General features: G+C 66.1%; 19 protein-coding genes and 2 pseudogenes. 10 read left to right on the forward strand and 11 right to left on the reverse strand.

Annotation, left to right across the window (positions count from 1 at the left end):
- Positions 1–39 precede the first annotated feature (39 nt).
- On the reverse strand, positions 40–792 hold the full coding sequence (locus G3N18_RS07300; RefSeq protein WP_196383638.1) for an ABC transporter permease: 753 nt from the start codon (positions 790–792) through the stop codon (positions 40–42).
- Between the two features lie 80 nt (positions 793–872).
- Here G3N18_RS07300 and G3N18_RS07305 point away from each other — a divergent pair, with 80 nt between their 5' ends.
- Positions 873–2,144 (forward strand): COG4705 family protein, encoded by a 1,272-nt coding sequence (locus G3N18_RS07305; RefSeq protein ID WP_338038368.1) that lies wholly within the window; start codon positions 873–875, stop codon positions 2,142–2,144.
- Positions 2,145–2,176: 32 nt separating this feature from the next.
- Here G3N18_RS07305 and G3N18_RS16595 read toward each other — a convergent pair.
- Positions 2,177–2,856, reverse strand: a pseudogene (locus G3N18_RS16595) (SDR family oxidoreductase).
- Positions 2,856–4,106, reverse strand: coding sequence for an IS256 family transposase (locus G3N18_RS07315; protein ID WP_196383660.1), 1,251 nt, complete (start codon positions 4,104–4,106; stop codon positions 2,856–2,858). The pseudogene G3N18_RS16595 and the gene G3N18_RS07315 overlap by 1 nt, the downstream one beginning before the upstream one ends.
- 461 nt (positions 4,107–4,567) lie before the next feature.
- On the opposite strand from G3N18_RS07315, the gene cmtR reads away from it, so the two are divergent.
- The 9 genes and pseudogenes from cmtR to G3N18_RS07360 all read left to right on the forward strand — a co-directional run bounded on the left by cmtR (position 4,568) and on the right by G3N18_RS07360 (position 11,647).
- On the forward strand, positions 4,568–4,921 hold the full coding sequence (gene cmtR, locus G3N18_RS07320) for a Cd(II)/Pb(II)-sensing metalloregulatory transcriptional regulator CmtR (protein ID WP_196383639.1): 354 nt from the start codon (positions 4,568–4,570) through the stop codon (positions 4,919–4,921).
- On the forward strand, positions 4,918–5,559 hold the full coding sequence (locus G3N18_RS07325; RefSeq protein ID WP_196383640.1) for a cation diffusion facilitator family transporter: 642 nt from the start codon (positions 4,918–4,920) through the stop codon (positions 5,557–5,559). The genes cmtR and G3N18_RS07325 overlap by 4 nt, the downstream gene beginning before the upstream one ends.
- A gap of 82 nt (positions 5,560–5,641) precedes the next feature.
- On the forward strand, positions 5,642–5,923 hold the full coding sequence (locus G3N18_RS07330) for a metal-sensitive transcriptional regulator (RefSeq protein ID WP_196383641.1): 282 nt from the start codon (positions 5,642–5,644) through the stop codon (positions 5,921–5,923).
- A gap of 31 nt (positions 5,924–5,954) precedes the next feature.
- Positions 5,955–6,278 carry a heavy-metal-associated domain-containing protein gene (locus G3N18_RS07335; protein WP_196383642.1) on the forward strand — a complete coding sequence of 108 codons (324 nt, stop codon included), beginning with the start codon at positions 5,955–5,957 and terminating at the stop codon, positions 6,276–6,278.
- Between the two features lie 39 nt (positions 6,279–6,317).
- Positions 6,318–8,462: a heavy metal translocating P-type ATPase gene (locus G3N18_RS07340; RefSeq protein ID WP_196383643.1), complete on the forward strand. Its 2,145-nt coding sequence runs from the start codon at positions 6,318–6,320 to the stop codon at positions 8,460–8,462.
- A gap of 37 nt (positions 8,463–8,499) precedes the next feature.
- The gene (locus tag G3N18_RS07345; RefSeq protein ID WP_196383644.1) at positions 8,500–8,949 is read left to right on the forward strand and encodes a DUF6153 family protein; all 450 of its coding nucleotides are present in this window, start codon (positions 8,500–8,502) and stop codon (positions 8,947–8,949) included.
- A 99-nt stretch (positions 8,950–9,048) separates the two neighbouring features.
- Positions 9,049–9,661 (forward strand): annotated as a pseudogene (locus G3N18_RS07350) (DUF305 domain-containing protein).
- 61 nt (positions 9,662–9,722) lie between these two features.
- Positions 9,723–10,559, forward strand: coding sequence for a WD40/YVTN/BNR-like repeat-containing protein (locus G3N18_RS07355; protein ID WP_230403968.1), 837 nt, complete (start codon positions 9,723–9,725; stop codon positions 10,557–10,559).
- Between the two features lie 446 nt (positions 10,560–11,005).
- Positions 11,006–11,647: a M23 family metallopeptidase gene (locus tag G3N18_RS07360; RefSeq protein ID WP_196383645.1), complete on the forward strand. Its 642-nt coding sequence runs from the start codon at positions 11,006–11,008 to the stop codon at positions 11,645–11,647.
- 431 nt (positions 11,648–12,078) lie between these two features.
- Here the strand turns inward: G3N18_RS07360 and G3N18_RS07365 are convergent, their stop codons facing one another.
- From G3N18_RS07365 to rpsF, 8 genes are all read right to left on the reverse strand, one after another.
- Positions 12,079–12,705 (reverse strand): dienelactone hydrolase family protein, encoded by a 627-nt coding sequence (locus tag G3N18_RS07365; protein WP_338038369.1) that lies wholly within the window; start codon positions 12,703–12,705, stop codon positions 12,079–12,081.
- A 336-nt stretch (positions 12,706–13,041) separates the two neighbouring features.
- Entirely contained in the window at positions 13,042–14,208 is a 1,167-nt protein-coding gene (locus tag G3N18_RS07370) for an MFS transporter (RefSeq protein WP_045247062.1), read from the reverse strand.
- Between the two features lie 499 nt (positions 14,209–14,707).
- Complete coding sequence (gene dnaB / locus G3N18_RS07375; RefSeq protein ID WP_196383647.1) at positions 14,708–16,087, reverse strand: replicative DNA helicase; 1,380 nt, start codon at positions 16,085–16,087, stop codon at positions 14,708–14,710.
- Between the two features lie 333 nt (positions 16,088–16,420).
- Positions 16,421–17,050, reverse strand: coding sequence for a DUF6198 family protein (locus G3N18_RS07380; protein ID WP_196383648.1), 630 nt, complete (start codon positions 17,048–17,050; stop codon positions 16,421–16,423).
- A gap of 135 nt (positions 17,051–17,185) precedes the next feature.
- On the reverse strand, positions 17,186–17,638 hold the full coding sequence (gene rplI, locus G3N18_RS07385) for a 50S ribosomal protein L9 (protein WP_196383649.1): 453 nt from the start codon (positions 17,636–17,638) through the stop codon (positions 17,186–17,188).
- A 12-nt stretch (positions 17,639–17,650) separates the two neighbouring features.
- Positions 17,651–17,905 (reverse strand): 30S ribosomal protein S18, encoded by a 255-nt coding sequence (gene rpsR / locus G3N18_RS07390; protein ID WP_005054609.1) that lies wholly within the window; start codon positions 17,903–17,905, stop codon positions 17,651–17,653.
- A gap of 70 nt (positions 17,906–17,975) precedes the next feature.
- Positions 17,976–18,473, reverse strand: a complete 498-nt coding sequence (locus G3N18_RS07395) for a single-stranded DNA-binding protein (protein WP_196383650.1) — start codon at positions 18,471–18,473, stop codon at positions 17,976–17,978.
- 6 nt (positions 18,474–18,479) lie between these two features.
- A partial coding sequence (rpsF, locus tag G3N18_RS07400; protein WP_196383651.1) for a 30S ribosomal protein S6 occupies positions 18,480–18,710 on the reverse strand: 231 nt, incomplete at its 5' end.

Here is an 18,710-nt window from a genome sequence, read left to right on the forward strand (position 1 = left end):
ATAGGCCGGACCCCCGACGTCCGGGTATGCGCGCGAGTATCACGCCAGCACCGCTTTAGGCCGCGTACGGACGTCGCCCATCCAAAGGGCGATCAGCACTGCGGCGACCGACCCGGCGGCCATGATCGCGGCGAGCACGACGATCTGGAATCGACCGGCTTCGAGCGGGGAGATACCGCCGAAGATAGCGCCGACGAAGGCTCCCGGGAGGACGACCAGGCCTGTGGTCTTGGTCTGGTCGATCGAGGGGATGAGCGCGTCGCGCACTGCGCCGCGAGCGAGCGTGATCGTGGACTGACGGGGCTTCGCGCCGAGCGCCAACCACCCCTCGACTTCATCCCAGTGATCATTGACGGATCTCGTGAACGATCTGCCTGTCAAGGTGGCGATGCTCATTGAGTTGCCGATGATGATCGCCCCGATCGCGAGGGCGTACCGCGGGGTGAACTCCAGAGCACCGGTACTGAAGACGATCGACAGGGCGACGACAACCCCCGCCGCGATCGAGGAGGACATCATGCCGAAGTCGCGCAACGACCAGCCGATGCGACCCGTCGCCACGATGCTGGCGATGGTGAACATCACGACGAGCGCCACGGCGATCCATTCGGGGCTCGACACGATCCCCGTGAGAATCACGCTGATCACCGCGAGTTGAGCGGCGCCTCGAACGATCGCAACGGCGGGCTCCCAGAGCCGCGGAACACGGAAGAGCGCCAGGACGAGCGTGGCGACCACTGCGAGCACGACCACACCGACGAGGGACGCGGCGAGGTCGTCGGACAGGGTCACAGCCGGAGCCTACCGAAGGCATGAAACGAGCGGTATTCCGCTTAGAGACGGATTAGTCGCACCTTCGTAGCGTGCAGATCGTGACGAACAACACGACGATCGCGCCCGCTGGTTCCGGCCGCCGCGAGATGCTCAGCAAGGTGCCGGAGAGCACGCTGTGGTTCTGGATCATCAAGATCCTCTGCACCACGGTCGGTGAGAGCTTCGCGGAATGGATCAACATGACCCTCGGCGTCGGCCTCGAGATGACCGCGGTCCTCTTCACGATCGTCTTCGCAGGCGTCCTCATCTGGCAGCTGTCGCTGCGACGATACGTGCCGGTCGTGTACTGGCTAACCGTGGTGGTGGTCAGCGTGACCGGCACCCTGTACACCGACATCCTGACCGATGCGCTCGGCGTACCTCTCGCAGTCAGCACAGCCGTGTTCGCGGGCGTGCTCGCAGTGGCGTTCGGAGTCTGGTGGGCCAGCCAGCGCACCCTATCCATCCACAGCATCACCAGCACCCCGCGCGAGTTGTTCTATTGGCTCGCGATCCTCGTGACCTTCGCGTTGGGGACCGCCGCCGGCGACTGGATCCTCGAGGTGACCGGCTGGGGTCCGGGTGTGTCGGTGCTGCTTCCCGCGGCGCTCATCAGCGCGGTGATCATCGGCTGGCGCCTGGGCGCGAGCGCGACACTGTCGTTCTGGCTCGCCTACATCCTGACCCGCCCGTTGGGCGCCAACCTCGGAGACTGGATGGGCTTCCCGGCTGACCAGCAGGGTCTCGGGCTGGGAGTCGCTGTGACCAGCGTGATCTTCCTCGTCGCGATCATCGCGACTGTGATCTATCTGACGGTATCGCGCGCGGACGCCATCGACCCCGACAAACTGACAAAGCAGCCTTCGTGGGCGCGGAGCCCATGGTCGAGCCCGAAACGGGAACGGGCGATGCTCGGCTACTTCGGTGGAGTCGCTGTGCTCACCGCCGGCCTGCTGGTCTGGGCGTCTGCGCAGCCCCACACGACAGCGGCAGCGAGCGAAGAAGGACCCGCGTCGACCGCAACTCTCGCACCCGGCGAGTCGGCGACCGCGGGCTTCCCCGCCGCAGACGTCAGCGAACTTCGGACGATCTCGCAAGACACCCTCGAAAAGGTGAAAGCCGGGGATCAGGCCGGTGCCGTGGCTCGCGTCAAGGACCTCGAATCAGCGTGGGATGCCGCGCAATCGGTGCTGAAACCCTTGAATCCGAACGGGTGGGCTGTGCTCGACGGGATGATCGACGCGGTCCTCACCGAGGTGCGCGCCTCCAGCCCGGACGCGGTAGCGGAGGAGGACGCGCTGTCCACCCTGCTCTCGGCACTCTCGTCGTGACCGAGCCGACCGGCCCTGGCGGACAGCGACCCTCAGGGCTGGTCGGCGGGGCGCAGCAGGATCTCGTTGATGGCGAGGTGGCGCGGCTGAGCCAGAACGAAGCCGATGACCGCGGCGATCTCTTCCGGCTTGACGGTGGCCGCGGAGTATCCCTTCAGAACGGCTTCGCGTGTGGCGTCGTGGGTGATGTGCGAGGGGAGCTCGGTGTCGACGACGCCCGGTTCAATGAGGGTCACGCGCACGTTGGGGAGAAGTTCCTGACGGAGGGACTCTGACCAGCCGTTGAGCCCCCACTTCGTCGCCGCGTAGACGCCGTTGCCTGCGCGGGCGGTGCGCCCGGCGACGGACGACAGGTTGATGACGTCGCCGGGCGCGTCGCGCAGCTGGTCGAGGAACACTTCGGTCGCGGTGATCGCGCCGAGGAGGTTGATGTCGATCATGTTGCGGAGTCGTCGCGTTGGGCGGACGCGAATGGGCCGAGGAGCATGATGCCGGCGTTGTTGACCAGTACGTTCGCTCCGCCGAGTTCCTGCTGCACGCGGTCGGCGGCTGCGACGAGCTGCTTACGGTCGGTGACATCGGCCTGGATCGGGAGTGCGCCGGCCCCCAGCTCAGCGGCGAGAGCCGAGATCCGGTCGGCACGTCGTGCGAGCAATGCGACCCGGTACCGGGACTGTCCGATAATCGGTGTGTGGGGTCCGGCGGTTTTCATCAGTGAGTGGTTCTCTCGAACCGTCCGGCGAAGGTGATCGCGAACGCGTTCAGCGCGGGCTTCCACCTCATCACCCAGCGTGCCCTCCCGCCGCCGGTCGGGTCAAGCGACCTTGTCACGAGATACAAGCACTTCAACGCCGCTTGCTCGTTCGGGAAGTGGCCGCGGGCTCGAACGGCCCGCCGATAGCGGGCGTTGATGGACTCGATCGCGTTGGTCGTGCAGATCACGCGGCGGATCTCGACGTCGTACTCCAGGAAGGGCACGAACTCCGCCCAAGAGTTGCGCCAGAGCTGCACGATCGCTGGATACCGCCCGCCCCACTCGGCGGCGAACTCCTCGAACCGATCCTTCGCGGCCTGCTCGGACGGGGCCGTATAGACCGGTCTGAGCGCTTTCACGATGCCGTCGCGATGCTGCCGGCCCGCATAGCGGAACGAGTTGCGGATCAGGTGGACGATGCACTGCTGCACCACCGTCCGCTCCCAGGTCGTGTTGATCGCCTCCGGGAGACCCTTCAGCCCGTCGCAGACCGCGATGAGGACGTCCTCGACCCCGCGATTCTTCAGCTCGGTCAACACCTGCAGCCAGAACCGTGCTCCCTCGCCGCCGTCTCCGGCCCAGATCCCGAGGATGTCGCGTTCCCCGGCCGTGGTCACTCCCATCACGACGTAGAACGGGGTATTGCGGACCTGCCCGTCACGGACCTTCACGACGATCGCGTCGACGAAGATCACCGGATACAACGAATCCAACGGACGCGAAGCCCACTCGGCGAGCTCGCCGGCGACTTTCTCGGTGATGCGGCTGATGGTGTCTTTGGAGACCTTCGCGCCATAGACCTCATCGAAATGCGCCGCGATCTCCCCGGTCGTCAGTCCCCGAGCGGTCAACGAGAGGACGATCTGGTCGACCCCGTCCAGCCGACGTTTGCGTTTCGGGACGACGATGGGCTCGAAAGAGCCGTCGCGACCCCTGGGGACCTCGATCTCGACGGGGCCGATCTCCGTCAGCACGGTCTTCACCCGGGTCCCGTTGCGCATGTTCTCTGCGATCGGGGTCCCGCCGTGTTCATGGCCGAGATGCTCGGTCAACTCCGCGTCCAACGCGGTCTCGAGCACGTTCTTCGTGAACTGGCTGAGCAGGCCACCCGGCCCGGTCAGGCTCACGCCCTGGCCCCTCGCCTGCGCGAGCAGCCGCTGGGCGAGTTCCTTCTGATCGATGATCTCCCCGGTCACGGGATCAATCATCTCGTCGTCAAAGACGACATCGGTCGCGACAGTCACGGCCATCTCCTTACGGATCAGGCCGGACCCCACACACCGTTATTCAGACAGTCCCCTATCGGTGGATCGAGGCTTAGCGGTCATCCTTCGTGCGCAGAGATCAGCGACGCCACCGTGGGGCACGCTCGGATGAAATGTCCAGATGGACATCGCGTGGACATTTCATCTGCAAAATGGACATCTCAGAAGAATCCCTACTGTAGGGTACGGCTCGACTTGTCCACCGCGCCCGCAGCAGAGCGGGCTATCGACTCGAGAAATGTCCAGGTGCTGCAGCCTCATCGTTGCGAGAAGATGTCCACGTCACCTTGCGGTGCGACCTCACGTGACCGGCAAGCTCGCACGCATCGGATGCCCGTTGCCTTCGAAGGTCGGAGACCGCATCCCGACCTCCATCGATACAGCCATCACTGTATGATCAGCAGATGCTGACCATGACCACCCGTCTCGACGTGATGAATCGCCTCGGCCGCGCCATGGCCGACCCGTCTCGATCCCGCATTCTGATGACCCTGCTTGAGGGGCCGAGCTATCCGGCCGTGCTGGCTCGCGATCTCGAGCTGACCCGCTCGAACGTCTCGAATCATCTGACATGTCTTCGCGATTGCGGGATCGTTGTTGCGGAACCAGAAGGCCGGCAAACTCGCTACGAGATCTCCGACCCGCACCTCACTGCTGCTCTCACCGCGCTCGTTGACGTCGCCCTGGCGGTTGACGAGAATGCCCCATGCCTGGACTCCACTTGCACCGCCCCCGGCTGCTGTGAGGTCGCACCATGACCGCACTGGCGACTGAACGCCGTGAACGGCTACACCGCCGCGTCCGTTTCATCGTGGCGTTCACCATCACCTACAACGTCATCGAAGCGATAGTCGCCATCACCGCGGGGATGCTCGCGTCCTCGGCGGCGCTCATCGGCTTCGGCCTGGACTCCGTCGTGGAGGTACTCTCCGCGGTCGCCATCGCCTGGCAATTCACACGCAAGGACCCCGAGCGTTGGGAGAAGGCCACCGTCCGTGCCATCGGCCTCGCCTTCTTCGCCCTCGCCGCCTACGTCAGCATCGATGCGATCCTCAGTCTCATCTCGCAAGAAGGCCCGGAACACAGCCCTCTCGGTATCGGGATCACCGCCCTCAGTTTGCTCGTGATGCCTCTGCTCGCCTCGTTCGAAATACGCACCGGTCGCGAGCTCGGTTCCAAGAGTGTTCTCGCTGACGCACGCCAATTGATGCTGTGTGTCTACCTCTCGGGAGCCGTGTTCATCGGCCTCATCCTGAACAGCCTCTTCGGATGGTGGTGGGCAGACTCCGTCGCCGCCCTCATCGTCGCCGCCCTGGCCATCCGCGAGGGCATCGAGGCGTGGCGTGGTGACGTCGAGTCACCGTTCGAGGTACTCACCGAGATGAAAGACGAATAGGCCAGACCGTTTCCACCGCAGGGTCTCGGGAATGATGGGCTCTATCGTCGGCTTACATACCCTAGGGGGGTATGGTATAGGTATGCACGGCTACGACGGCAATAAGGACGACCTGCAACAGCGGCTTAGACGCATCGAGGGCCAGGTGCGAGGTATCGCGCGGATGGTCGAGGAGGACAAGTACTGCATCGACATCCTCACCCAGGTGTCCGCAGCGACAAAGGCTCTTGAGACGGTCGCGCTGTCTCTGCTGGGCGATCACTTGCGCCACTGTGTCGCGGAGGCAAGCGCCGAAGGCGGCCAGGTCGCTGCCGAAAAGATCCGTGAAGCTAACGACGCGATCGCCCGTCTCGTCCGTTCCTGATCACCCCCACCCAACCCTTGGAGGAAACACCATGACTGACCACATCGACCTCGGTCTGAAAGACACCACGGCTGGTTGCGCGTGCTGCGCCACATCCACGGTTGCCGAGACCCCGGTCCCGATGCCCGCTGCAGTGACGGATGACATTCTGGTGTCGGGGATGACGTGCTCGCACTGCGTGTCCAGCGTCACCGAGCAACTGACCGGCATCGACGGCGTGCAGAGCGTGACCGTTGAACTGAACGCCGGCGGGACATCCCGCGTCACCATTCACAGCGCCAGCGCGCTTGACCCTGCACAGGTGAAGGCAGCCGTCGACGAGGCCGGGTACGCCCTGGCTGACAGCCCGGTCTAGACACTTCGAACGCAACGCAACGCAACGAAGGAGGCTCTGATGAGCCAGCACGACCACTCCCATACTCCCGCCGACCGCAGCGGGGACGCCGCTACGACTGCGACTGCGCACGATCATGCGGCCATGACCCAGCACGGTCACCACGACGACCGGGCACCGGCCGCGGGCCAGTCCGGGCAGGGCCACGCTGATCATGGCGGCCACGCCGGGCACGGAGATCATGTGGCTCGGTTCCGGCGGCTGTTTTGGATCATGCTGGTCCTCGCCGTTCCGGTGATCGTTTTCTCGACGATGTTCTCGATGCTGATCGGCTACCCGCTGCCGGATGCCGCGTGGGTGGGCTGGGTGTCCCCGATCCTCGGAACGGTCATGTATGTGTGGGGTGGTGCCCCGTTCCTGACCGGCGCTGTCAGCGAGCTGCGCGCACGCAAGCCCGGGATGATGCTGCTGATCGCCCTGGCGATCACCGTCGCGTTCGTCGCCTCCTGGGGTGCGAGCCTCGGCGTGCTGGATCACGAGCTGGACTTCTGGTGGGAGCTGGCGCTGCTGATCGTCATCATGCTCCTGGGCCACTGGATCGAGATGCGCTCCCTCGCCCAAACCACCTCCGCGCTCGACTCCCTCGCCGCCCTCCTGCCGGATGAGGCAGAGAAGGTCGAGGGGAACACCACCGTCACTGTTCCTCCGTCCGACCTGCAGGTGGGAGACGTCGTCGTCGTTCGCCCGGGAGGACGGGTGCCGGCAGATGGTCGCGTTGTGCAGGGCTCAGCCAGCATGGACGAGTCGATGATCACCGGTGAGTCCCGCCCGGTGCGCCGCAGCGACGGGGACCAGGTGATCGCCGGGACCGTCGCCACAGACTCTGGGGTGCGGGTGGAAGTCACCGCGGTTGGTGAGGACACCGCCCTCGCCGGAATCCAGAAGCTCGTCACCGAGGCACAGAACTCCTCCTCTCGCGCGCAGCGGCTCGCTGACCGCGCCGCGGGATGGTTGTTCTGGTTCGCGCTTGTCGCTGCCGCCATCACCGCGGTGGTGTGGACGGTGCTGGGGTTCCCGGATGACGCCGTCGTTCGCACGATCACTGTGCTGGTGATCGCGTGCCCGCACGCCCTCGGGTTGGCGATTCCCCTGGTGGTGTCGATCGCTACCGAACGCGCCGCTCGCGCCGGGGTGCTGGTGAAGGACCGGTTGGCGTTGGAGAGCATGCGTACTGTCGACGCGGTTCTGTTTGACAAGACCGGCACCCTCACCAAGGGCACTCCTGCCGTCACCGCTATCGACCCCATCGACGGCACTGATCCGAATGAGCTGCTCGCGCTGGCGGCCGCTGCGGAAGCGGACTCCGAACATCCCCTCGCCCGGGCGATCGTCAACGCCGCGAAGCAAAAGCAGCTCACCGTGCCCGGCTCGACCGACTTTGAGTCCTCGCCAGCTGTGGGTGTGCGTGCCCTGGTGAATGGGCGCACCGTGCAGGTGGGTGGGCCGTACCTGCTCGAGCAGGAGGGTGCGATCGAGTTGCCCGTCGCGGACGAGTGGCGCGAGGAGGGTGCGATCATTCTCCACGTCCTTATCGACGGAACTGTGGCGGGTGCGCTGAGGCTTGCTGACGAGATCCGCCCGGAGTCGCGTGCCGCAGTCGCCGCTCTTCAGGGCCGCGGGGTGCAGGTGGTCATGATCACCGGTGATGCGGAAGCGGTCGCCGCGTCCGTGGCCGCAGAACTCGGCATCGACCGGTTCTTCGCCGGTGTCCGTCCGGAGGACAAGGCCTCGAAGGTAAAGAAGTTGCAGAGCGAGGGTCGCAAGGTCGCGATGGTGGGTGACGGCGTCAACGATGCCCCCGCCCTCGCGCAGGCCGACGTCGGTATCGCCATCGGCGCAGGCACTGATGTCGCGATCGCGTCGGCCGGAGTGATCCTCGCGAGCGATGATCCCCGGTCGGTGGTGTCGGTGATCGAATTGTCTCGGGCCAGCTACCGGAAGATGAAGCAGAACCTCTGGTGGGCAGCCGGCTACAACATGATCTCGGTACCGCTGGCCGCGGGGGTGCTCGCCCCGATCGGTTTCGTGCTGCCCATGTCGGTGGGCGCGATCCTGATGTCGCTGTCCACCATTGTGGTTGCCCTGAACGCCCAGCTGCTGCGGCGATTGGATCTCAGCCCGGAAGCCGTCATTGGTCGCCGCTGACCGGGGTGCCGTACCGTAGAAGGACGAGGGAGGTGACATGTCGCTGATCGCACTCACGGAGCAACTCCGTGCCGGCCGTTCTATGGCCCGCACGCTGCTTTTGCTGATCGCTCTTACCGGCGCCGTCATCGTTGGCCTGTTGGCGATGCACTCCCTCAACACCCACACCGCCGCGCAAGCCGGTCATCACTCCGCCGTGGCGGCCGACGTCCATGGCGCAACTCTCGAGGATGCGCACGCCTCAACCGGACCCGCTGCCGCCGCGGTGGATGAAACGTGCGCGGACTGCGGCACGGGCCACTCGACCATGCTCGCTATGGCGTGTGTTCTGGCTCTCCTGGCGACGGTGCTGCTCCTGGCACGGATGCGCGGCGCACAACGATGGCTCGCGCTCCTTCCGCGCCCGGGACCGCCCGCGGCCGCGCCTCCGGTTGGCACCTGTCTTCGACCTCCCTCGCTCACTGCTCTCTGCATTAGCCGTACGTGATGCGGTGGAGCCTCGGCAACTTTGCCCCGGCTCCGTCCGCGCATGCGCCTGGTCAACCCTGACCGGCGCACCCTTCACGTACCCCTTTGGAGAACCCTGATGAGAATTCGTACCGCGGCGACCGCCGCACTGGCCCTGGCCACCGCCCTCACTCTCGCCGGCTGCGCAGGCAACAGCGGCTCCAGCTCCGAGTCCATGCCCGGCATGGACCACGGCAGCAGCTCCTCGCCCTCCGTAGTGATGGCGGACTTCAACGACGCGGATGTGATGTTCGCGCAGATGATGATCCCGCATCACCAGCAGGCCGTCGAAATGGCCGACATGATCCTTGCCAAAGACGACATCGACGAGGGTGTGCTCACGCTCGCCGAGGACATCAAGGCCGCCCAGCAGCCGGAGATCGAGCAGCTGCAGGGATGGCTGGACGAGTGGGGTGCCGACACGGACACCGAGTCCATGGGCGGCATGGACCACGGTGACGGCATGATGAGCGACGACGACATGCAAACTCTCGAAGCCGCGACCGGAACTGACGCGTCCCGCTTGTTCCTCGAGCAGATGACGATGCATCACGAGGGTGCCATCACGATGGCGCAAGACGAAGTCGACAGACAACGGCCAGAACACAGACGCGGTCGCGATGGCACAGACCATCGTCGAGACGCAGACCGCCGAGATCGCCACCATGCAGGAGCTGCTCGCGCAGCTCTAACGCACCCCGGTGAGGGGCACCCCGTATAGGTGCCTCTCACCCCGGACTCGAAAGGGTGCGTATGCGCATTCCCCTGCGCGCGACAGCGGTCCTCGTCGCGCTTCTGACTCTGTCCCTCACCGGTTGCACTGCTGGCGCGCCGCCTTCCACCGGCACCGACCACGCGACCGTACTGCCACACGTGCACGCCATCGTGCCCGCCCCAGACGGTGACGGCTTCCTGCTTGGCACCCACGACGGCGTCTACACCGCGACCTCGGCCGGGCAGCTCGGCACCCGCGTCGGCCGCGACAACCTCGACGCCATGGGATTGACCGCGGTCGGCAGTGACCTCATCGCCTCCGGTCACCCCGGCACCCTCACACCCACCGAACTCGGTGACCAGAACTTGGGCATCATCCGCAGTCGTGACGGGGGCGACACCTGGGATCCGGTCGCGTTCACCGGGGAGAAGGACTTCCACGCCCTCGCCGCCGGCCCTGACGGCACCCTCTACGCACAGGCCACGGGCAACAACGTGGTCCTGGCAAGCTCCGACCTCGGTGTCAGTTGGACCCCGACCGGCGGCGCACTGCTCGCGTTCGCGATCGTCGTTGACGCCACCGGCCGCATCATCGCCACTACGCCGGACGGACCTCAGGCCAGCACCGACCGGGGCGTAACGTTCACCCCACTTCCAGCCGCACCGAGTCTGTATCCCATCGCCGCATCCCCCGACCACCAGCGACTCGTGGGCGTGGACAGCAAAGGCACCATCTGGAGCAGCACCACCAGTGACACGACCTGGCAAGACGTCGGAACCGTGCACCGCTCCGCCCAGGCGATCGCCACCACCGACGCCGGAGACATCCTCGTCATCGACGACAGCGGACTCAGCCTGATGCCCTCCTCCAGCTAACACTCAACCGAAAGTCACCACGTTTGCTTACCCACACACCCGCCACTAGCCCGACGCACCCACGCTCCGACAGGCGACATCCAAACGGTGCCAGGGAGATGCCCTCAGCGGCTCCAACGCCGCAGCCCGATGCCGTCCTGACCCGACGCCAAGCCCGCACCCGATCACAGGCATCCACCGGCACCCCCCCGGCCACCGCACGCCACGCTGACGCCCATGCGGACCTCCCGCTGGACCCCTTCGATGCCGCGGTACGCCTGTTCTCCTTCGCTCCGACACAGCCTGCCGAACCCAAGCCCGAGCCAAACCCCCCAGCTTCCGCGCCGTCGTCCCAGTCCGATGAGCGGCCAGACGTGACCGAGGCGAAAGTCGCCCCGCACGCTCGTACACGGGCGGCGTTCTTCTCCGCGCACGTATTTGGGCTCGTAGGACTGATGACTATCGGGATGACCGTCGACGCCGAGGCCCTTCCCCACGAGCACGCCGCCGCAACAACAACAACAACACTGGCCTCTAGTGACGTGCCCGGCGGAGACATTCAGGCCTACGTCACACCCGCCCAGACGCAACCCAGCCTCGTTATCAATCGCGACGGCTATTCAACAGCCACCCTCGTGGATCTCGCCGGAACCGCTGGCATCACGAACTACTCCACCGCGGTCTTCACCAACAATCCCGACTGCGCGGTCCAATGGCCGTACGCGGTCGGCGTTCCGATGACCTACGGGTTCGGCATGCGTGACGGCCGACTGCATGAGGGCACCGACTTCATCCCCGGCGCCGGCGCCCACATCCAAACAATCGCCGACGGGGTCGTCAGTGTCGCAACAGACAACGGCGGCGCGTACGGAGTCACAATCGTCATCGACCACGTCGTCGACGGACAACCGGTCTCCAGCCGCTACGCCCACATGGAATACGACTCCCGACAAGTCGAGGTCGGCGACACAGTCAGCGTCGGCCAATACATCGGCCGCACCGGCGACACCGGCCGCTCGTTCGGCGCCCACCTGCACTTCGAAGTGCTCCGCAACGGCACCAGTGCCACCGACCCACTGCCCTGGTTGCAGACCTACGCCGCATGCTGACCGCACGGAAGCCATAGCCCAACCACCGGCGCTCTTCTAACGCTGGCCTCTCGAGCCGCCGCAGCCGACGTCGATCCACCCCGCGGGAAGCCAGGAGGCGTTCTCCGCATCGGCCTTCCTCATCTCCGGTCGCAGTCTCCGCGGGGCCTCACGTGACGCCGTAAGTCCTGCCCGGTGGCGAGTCACTATACGGGGCATCGCCTCGCGGCGTTTCATGCCGTTCGCCGAGCAATAAATGTCCATCTGGACATCGCGTGGACAAGTCGTTTGCGAAATGGACACCTCCAAAAAATCCCTACACCTACAACTACTGTAAGTTCCCGCTCGAGATGGCGGAGGATGCCGGGATTCCACGGCAAATGGCAGTGATCTCGAGTTCGAGGTTCCACGCGAAACGGCAGATTCCTACAGTCCTCGATCCGTGGTGGACATCAATCACCTGTCGAGTCGAGATGGCGGGCGAAGAAGCGCGCGGCATCTTCGCTGGCGAATGAGGGGACGCCGGTGTGTCCGCCCATGTTGGCGTAGAGGGTCTTCTCGGTCGATGCGAAGGCATCGAAGAGATCGAGCGCCATCTGTCGATCGTTGCCCTCGTCATCCCATTGCAGCAGCCCATGGAGGGGGATCGTGATCCGTCGCGCTTCGTCCATGGTCGATCGCGGCACGTAGCTTCCGGCGAACAGGCCCGCGGCCGCAATGCGCCGATCGGTCGCGGCCAGGCGCACGGCGACCGCGATGACCCCGCCGGAGATGGCGACCCGATCCCCGATCTCCGGAAGCCCAAGCACTGCGTCGAGTGCGGCCTGCCACTCCGGCACTGCCCGCTCCACGATGGGAAGGATGAGCCGGTCGATGATGTCGTCATCGGGACGCTCGCCCACCGAGATCGCGCGCACGAGGTCGGCACGGGCTTGTTCCGCGCACGGCAGCGGGTGCCGGTCTCCGGCACCTGGCAGTTCGAGAGCAACCGAGGCGAAACCCTGTGCGGCGGCGCTGCGTGCTCGGACCTCCAGACGGGGGTGCATGCGCCGTAGCCCGAGCCCGCCGGGCTGACCCAACAGGATGAGCGGAACGGGGCCGGCCGTCGACGCGGTGGGTGGTGTCCAGAGGATGCCGGGAATGTCGCCGAGGGTGAACTCGCGTTCGATGGGTCCCTGGTCAAGGCGGGTTTCGGAGGTGAAGTGCATGGTCGTGCCTTCCGGGAGTGCTGCAAGGATGCGGCGCTCCCGGGCGACCTATCGCCCGACCGTGACTCCCGTGGGGAGCACCCACGTCGATTCGTTCACGGGTACCACCTCCTCGAAACTCCTGCACGGACCCCTGAAAGCTACCAGCATCCGCGACACCATCGAAATAAATGTGTCGCCGACGCGATCGCTCAGATGCTCGCCATGTCACTGCTCCGCAGTCTCGGCCAGTGGGCGATCCCGACCTATGCGATCGATGGCCCAGGGGCCGAGGACCGTACCGCTCGCGATGACAGCGGAGAACACGAGGTACGCCGGAGCCCACCAGCCACCGGCGATCAACGCGCCTGCAGCGACCACCCCGATCGCGGCGCCGATCGTGTCGGCGTTCGCCTGCAGACTCATCCCGCGGGCGACGCGGTCGCCGCTCGCCTCCGAGACGAGGGTCTTCTGCAGAGGGTAGAGGAGGCCCAACGCGGCACACACGAAGACCCACAGCGCGGCTATGACGATCACTGGAGGGGAGACCGCCAGCGCAGCTGCGCTCCCCGCAGACGCGATGGACGCGGCGGCGTAGCCGGGTTTGCGACCCCATCGCTCGACGAGACCGTGCAGGAGGCGCGGGAGAATCGTGAGCGCGATACCGCCCGGCAGGTAAACGAGCGCGATCTGCCAGACCTGAAGGTTCAGGGCTTGCAGCTGCAGGAGCAGCGCCAGACCCACGCCCGCCTCGGCGGCGGTGACGAAGACGCCGAGCGCCAAGAGCGGTGCGAGTCGACGGACATGTCCGCGTGTTCCGCCCGCGAACTCTTCCCGCACGACGAGCGGTTCCTTCGGCACGAACAGAAGGCGCACCGCGGCGGCGATCGCCGCGGCGGCGAGTCCGATGAAGACGGCCGAGTATCCGTAGGATGCAAGGAGAAACATCGCGGGCGCCCAGAAGATCCAGGATCCGAGGGCCTCGGAGGACATCAGCCCTGCAAACGTCCCCGAGTCGTCCGACAGGTATTCGGCGGCGATGGCGCGCAGCGAGATCCAGAACAGGGGGCCGGCGACGCCGCCGACGGCAGCCGCGACGAACGCCATCCCGGGCGTATCCGCGAACGCGTAGAGCACGCAGCTGGCGCTGTAGAGGAACGCTCCGACCGCTGCGACTCGGGTGCGCGGTCGCGAATCGGCGAGATACCCGGCAACCGGTCGCATGAGCACCGATACCACCAGCTCCGCGGCCACCAGCCATCCGACCACAGACGTACTGAGCCCGAGCACCGCGCCCCCCCAGAGCGGAATAAGGAAGTCGAGCAGATCGACGGGGCCACTCAAGAGGGTCGCGGACGCCCCGATCGCGCGGCGGCGTGCGGAGGTCGTCGACATTTGACCACCCTAGGGGGATTCTGCGCTGGTACCCCCGTCGCAGCCGGCCCATTCGCAACTCGATCGATGCTCCGTGCCTCCGAGCCGCGTCGACCTGGGTAGCGCTCGACGCGCACACCGCCTTGAGGTCTCGCAACCAGCCGATGTGGATACCGCGCGGCTGCCGGCCCCTCCGACCACAGCACATAGACGCCTGCAAGCGGATCGTCTATCGGACAAGCGTAGGGACGAAGGTTGCTGCTTACGCTGGCGTCTCGAAGATGATCTCTCGGCCGTCTTCCTCACCCCACTGCTCGCCGTTCTCGACAGACCCGTATCCGTCATCTACCGACTCGCTCACCCCCACATCGTCCCAGAGCGTCACTCAGGAGTTGAAATGTCCAGATGGACACACCGTGGACATTTCATCTGCGAAATGGACAACTTCAACCGGAACCTACAGATGCCAAGTGCCTGCCAACTACCCGTGGAATATGTCATTTCGGCGTGGAACCTACAATTACCCGAAGTCCCCCGGCGCCATGTCGGTGAAGCGCGAGAAGTGGCCCTGGAAGGCGACGGTCACGGTGTCGGTCGGGCCGTTGCGGTGCTTGGCGACGATCAGGTCGGCCTCGCCGGCACGGGGACTGTCCTTCTCGTAGGCGGCCTCGCGGTGCAGCAGGATCACCATGTCGGCATCCTGCTCGATCGAGCCCGACTCACGCAGATCGCTGATCGCGGGCTTCTTGTCGGCGCGCTGCTCGGGACCACGGTTCAGCTGCGACAGCGCAATGACCGGAACCTGCAGCTCTTTCGCGAGCAGCTTGAGCGCGCGCGAGAACTCCGAGACCTCCTGCTGGCGGCTCTCGACGCGCTTGCCCGACGTCATCAGCTGCAGGTAGTCGATCACGACCATCTGGAGACCCACCCGCTGCTTGAGCTTGCGGCACTTCGCGCGGATCTCGACGAGCGTCATGTTCGGCGAATCGTCGATGTACAGCGGAGCGTCGTTGATGCGCCCCCGCGTCGAGGCGATGGTCGTCCAGTCGCGCGAGTCGAGCGACCCCTTCCGCATCGACTGCAGCGGCACGGCGCCCTCGGCGCTCATGAGGCGCATCGCGATCTCGCTGCGCCCCATCTCGAGCGAGAAGAAGATCGTCGGACGGTTGTGCTTGATCGCCGCGGCCCGGGCGAAGTCGAGCGCGAGCGTCGACTTGCCCATGGCCGGTCGGGCGGCGACGACGATCATCTGGCCGGGGTGCAGGCCGTTGGTCAGCTGGTCGAGGCCGGCGAAGCCGGTGGGGATGCCGGTCATCTGACCGTCACGCCCGCGGGCTGCCTCGATCTCTTCGATGGCCGCACCGACGGCCACCTCGAGGGCGACGTAGTCTTCAGCCTGCTCGGCGCCGGTCACCGAGTAGATCTCGGCCTGGGCGTTGTTGACGAGGTCGAGCGCCTCGCCCTGGCCGTTGTAGCCCATCTGCACGATGCGGGTGCCGGCCTCGACGAGTCGACGCAGCAGCGCCCGTTCGCGCACGATCGACGCGTAGTACGACGAGTTCGCCGCTGTCGGCACGATCGAGGTCAGCGAGTGCAGGTAGTCGGCGCCGCCGGCGCGCATCAGGTCGCCGGTCTTGATGAGCTCGTCGGTGACCGCCACGACGTCGGTCGGCTCGCCGTGCGAGTAGAGGCTCAGGATCGCTTCGAAGATCAGCTCGTGCTTGGGCACGTAGAAGTCGGTGCCGCGGATCGACTCGACGACGTCGGCGACTGCGTCGGCCGACAGCAGCATGCCGCCGAGCGTCGACTGCTCGGCGAGCAGATCATGCGGCGGCGTGCGCTCGTTGCTGCGCTCGCGAGGGCCGCCGAGACGCTCCTCCGGAATGTCAGCGATCGACATGCGGCGCCCTTTCTTCACGTATCCCCACGTATCCCCCTGCCCCGCTCGCCGGGCCACAGGCCACGCTAGGGAGGGGGTCCGACAGTCGCAAACCCGCCTGTGGATAACTGTGTGGAGAATCTGCGTGAAACGCCGAGACGCATGTGGACAGTGGCTGTGGAAAACGCCCGGGATACGGATGCAGAGCGACTTTTATTTACCAGCTGACCTGGTGAAACCTCACTCACACCCTGTGGACTCGCAATGTGCTTGAAGTGTGGGTTGAAGGTTGTGCGTACGCGGGGCGACTGGGGACAACCCTGCGGAAAACCACCCGGCCAGACGGCGAGTTTGTCAATACCCTGTGAGCGTTAATTCTCGCCGGGGGGTGCCGCCGAGGCATCCGGTGCGCCACCCCCGGTCCGCACGATGCCGCGCGCCGTCGAGACCGGTGCTGCCGCCGTCGGCGCGGGCAGCAGCGAGGCCGTCCTGCGCGGTGCGCACGACGCGATACTTGGCCCCCGTGGCATCCACGATCATCGGCGCGAGCGCGTCGTAGGGGCCGTGCCGAGCGCCGCCGTCATATAGAGCGAAGCGCCGAGCGCGAAGACGCAGATGCCCATGACGAACAGGAATCATCTTCAGGACCGGGGCAGGCTCATCCGGCACGAGCGGCGTGATCACACCCGCGAAGAACTGGATCGCGTAGCCGGTGAACGCCATGTTCGCGACACTGCCGACGCCGATGCACTTGCGACCCCAGATGAGCATGGGGATGAACAGCACGAGGTTGCTGAGCAGCTGGTAGCTGCCGAGGTCCCACCCGAGCAGGGTGCTGATGCCGATATTGGCGGCCGTGTACGGGTCGACGCCGACGTCGATCGCCTTCAGCAGGCCGCTGCCGAGCCCGATCACGAGCACGCCGACCACGACCCACACGCAGCGTGCGACGAACTCTCCCGGCGCCGATCCCTGCTCGGCCATGCGCGCGCTCCTCACGGTCGTCCTGGGGGAAGTATGGCCGCAACGCCGCCGCATCCGCGAGAGCAGGGCAGGAACGACGGATGCCGCGCCCCGCACCCCGTGAGGGGGCGGGTCGCGGCATCCGTCGTGCGCGAATTACTTCGCGGCGACCACCTGCAGGGTGATCACGGCGGTGAGGTCGTCACGCAGGCGAACGGTCGCCTCGTGCTCGCCCACGGCCTTGATCGGCGAGGTGATGTGGATCTTGCGCTTGTCGAGGTCGCCGAGGCCGGCAGCCTTGACCGCGTCGGCCACGTCGGCGGTCTTCACCGAACCGAACAGACGGCCTTCCTTGCCGGCCTTGACGGGCAGCTTGACGGTGTTCGACTCGAGGGCGTCCTTGAGCGCGACGGCCTCTTCGTGGTCGTGGATCGCGCGCGACTCGCGGGCGGCGCGGATCGACGCCACCTGCTTCTCGCCACCGCGGCTCCACGCCACGGCGAAGCCCTGGGGGATGAGGTAGTTACGGGCGTACCCGTTCTTGACCTCGATGACGTCGCCGGCGCTTCCGAGCCCGGCAACCTCGTTCGTGAGAATCAGCTTTGCCATGATGGGTGCTCCTTAGCGGCCAGCGCCGGCGTAAGGCAGGAGCGCCATTTCGCGCGCGTTCTTGATCGCCTTGGCGATCAGACGCTGCTCCTGCACCGACACACCGGTGATACGACGGGCGCGGATCTTGCCGCGCTCCGAGATGAACTTGCGAAGCGTCGCGACGTCTTTGTAGTCGATGACGCCGACGCGGATCGCCTTCGCGGGAGCGGCGTTCTTCGCGCCCTTCCGCGGCTTGCGGCGATCGCCGGTAGCCTTTCCAGCCATTGTTTTTCCTTACGAGTGTGAGTGGATGCCGGTGGCATCCGAGATCTGTCGGTCCCCGAACCGGTCGGGGTCAGAAGGGAGTGTCGTCGCCGTACGAGCCGGGCGCCGACCAGGCATCCGGAGCGGCGGAGCCGGGAGACGCCCACGGCTCCTCCTGCTGCACCTGCGGGCGCGACTGCTGACCGCCGCCACCGCCACCGCTCGATGCGGCACGGGTGACCTGAGCCGTCGCGTACCGAAGCGAGGGGCCGATCTCGTCGACCTCCAGCTCGATCGCGGTACGGTTCTGGCCCTCACGGTCCTGGTAGCTGCGCTGGCGCAGACGCCCGGTGGCGACGACGCGCATCCCCTTCGTCAGGGACCCTGCGACGTGCTCGGCGAAGTCGCGCCAGACCGACGCGCGGAGGAACAGCGCTTCGCCGTCCTTCCACTCGTTCGCCTGACGGTCGAACGTGCGGGGCGTCGACGCGATCGTGAAGTTCGCGACGGGCAGGCCGTTCTGCGTGTAACGCAGCTCGGGGTCTGCCGTGAGGTTGCCCACGACGGTGATGACGGTTTCGCCGGCCATCGTCCGTTACGCCTTCGCTGCCTTGCGGGCGGCCTTGGCCTCGGCGCGCTCCTTCTCGGCGGCGACCTGAGCGATCGCCTCCTCGGCGCGGAGCACCTTGGTACGCATGATCTGCTCGTTCAGCTTCAGCTGACGGTCGAGTTCCTGCGTGGCCTCGCTGGTCGCGGTGAAGTTGACGACGGCGTAGATGCCCTCGTTCTTCTTCTGGATCTCGTATGCCAGGCGGCGCTTGCCCCA

It is taken from the genome of Microbacterium paulum (assembly GCF_015707995.1).
GTDB lineage: Bacteria > Actinomycetota > Actinomycetes > Actinomycetales > Microbacteriaceae > Microbacterium > Microbacterium paulum.

Bases quoted from the DNA above. Each gene is read 5' to 3' on its own strand.
- G3N18_RS07315 (WP_196383660.1), bottom strand. From the start codon at position 4,106: ATGATTGATCCCGTGACCGGGGAGATCATCGATCAGAAGGAACTCGCC.
- G3N18_RS07345 (WP_196383644.1), top strand. From the start codon at position 8,500: ATGTCGCTGATCGCACTCACGGAGCAACTCCGTGCCGGCCGTTCTATG.
- cmtR (WP_196383639.1), top strand. From the start codon at position 4,568: ATGCTGACCATGACCACCCGTCTCGACGTGATGAATCGCCTCGGCCGC.
- G3N18_RS07340 (WP_196383643.1), top strand. From the start codon at position 6,318: ATGAGCCAGCACGACCACTCCCATACTCCCGCCGACCGCAGCGGGGAC.
- rplI (WP_196383649.1), bottom strand. From the start codon at position 17,638: ATGGCAAAGCTGATTCTCACGAACGAGGTTGCCGGGCTCGGAAGCGCC.
- rpsR (WP_005054609.1), bottom strand. From the start codon at position 17,905: ATGGCTGGAAAGGCTACCGGCGATCGCCGCAAGCCGCGGAAGGGCGCG.
- G3N18_RS07330 (WP_196383641.1), top strand. From the start codon at position 5,642: ATGCACGGCTACGACGGCAATAAGGACGACCTGCAACAGCGGCTTAGA.
- G3N18_RS07395 (WP_196383650.1), bottom strand. From the start codon at position 18,473: ATGGCCGGCGAAACCGTCATCACCGTCGTGGGCAACCTCACGGCAGAC.
- G3N18_RS07360 (WP_196383645.1), top strand. From the start codon at position 11,006: ATGACCGTCGACGCCGAGGCCCTTCCCCACGAGCACGCCGCCGCAACA.
- G3N18_RS07370 (WP_045247062.1), bottom strand. From the start codon at position 14,208: ATGTCGACGACCTCCGCACGCCGCCGCGCGATCGGGGCGTCCGCGACC.
- G3N18_RS07380 (WP_196383648.1), bottom strand. From the start codon at position 17,050: ATGGCCGAGCAGGGATCGGCGCCGGGAGAGTTCGTCGCACGCTGCGTG.
- G3N18_RS07335 (WP_196383642.1), top strand. From the start codon at position 5,955: ATGACTGACCACATCGACCTCGGTCTGAAAGACACCACGGCTGGTTGC.
- G3N18_RS07355 (WP_230403968.1), top strand. From the start codon at position 9,723: ATGCGCATTCCCCTGCGCGCGACAGCGGTCCTCGTCGCGCTTCTGACT.
- G3N18_RS07325 (WP_196383640.1), top strand. From the start codon at position 4,918: ATGACCGCACTGGCGACTGAACGCCGTGAACGGCTACACCGCCGCGTC.
- dnaB (WP_196383647.1), bottom strand. From the start codon at position 16,087: ATGTCGATCGCTGACATTCCGGAGGAGCGTCTCGGCGGCCCTCGCGAG.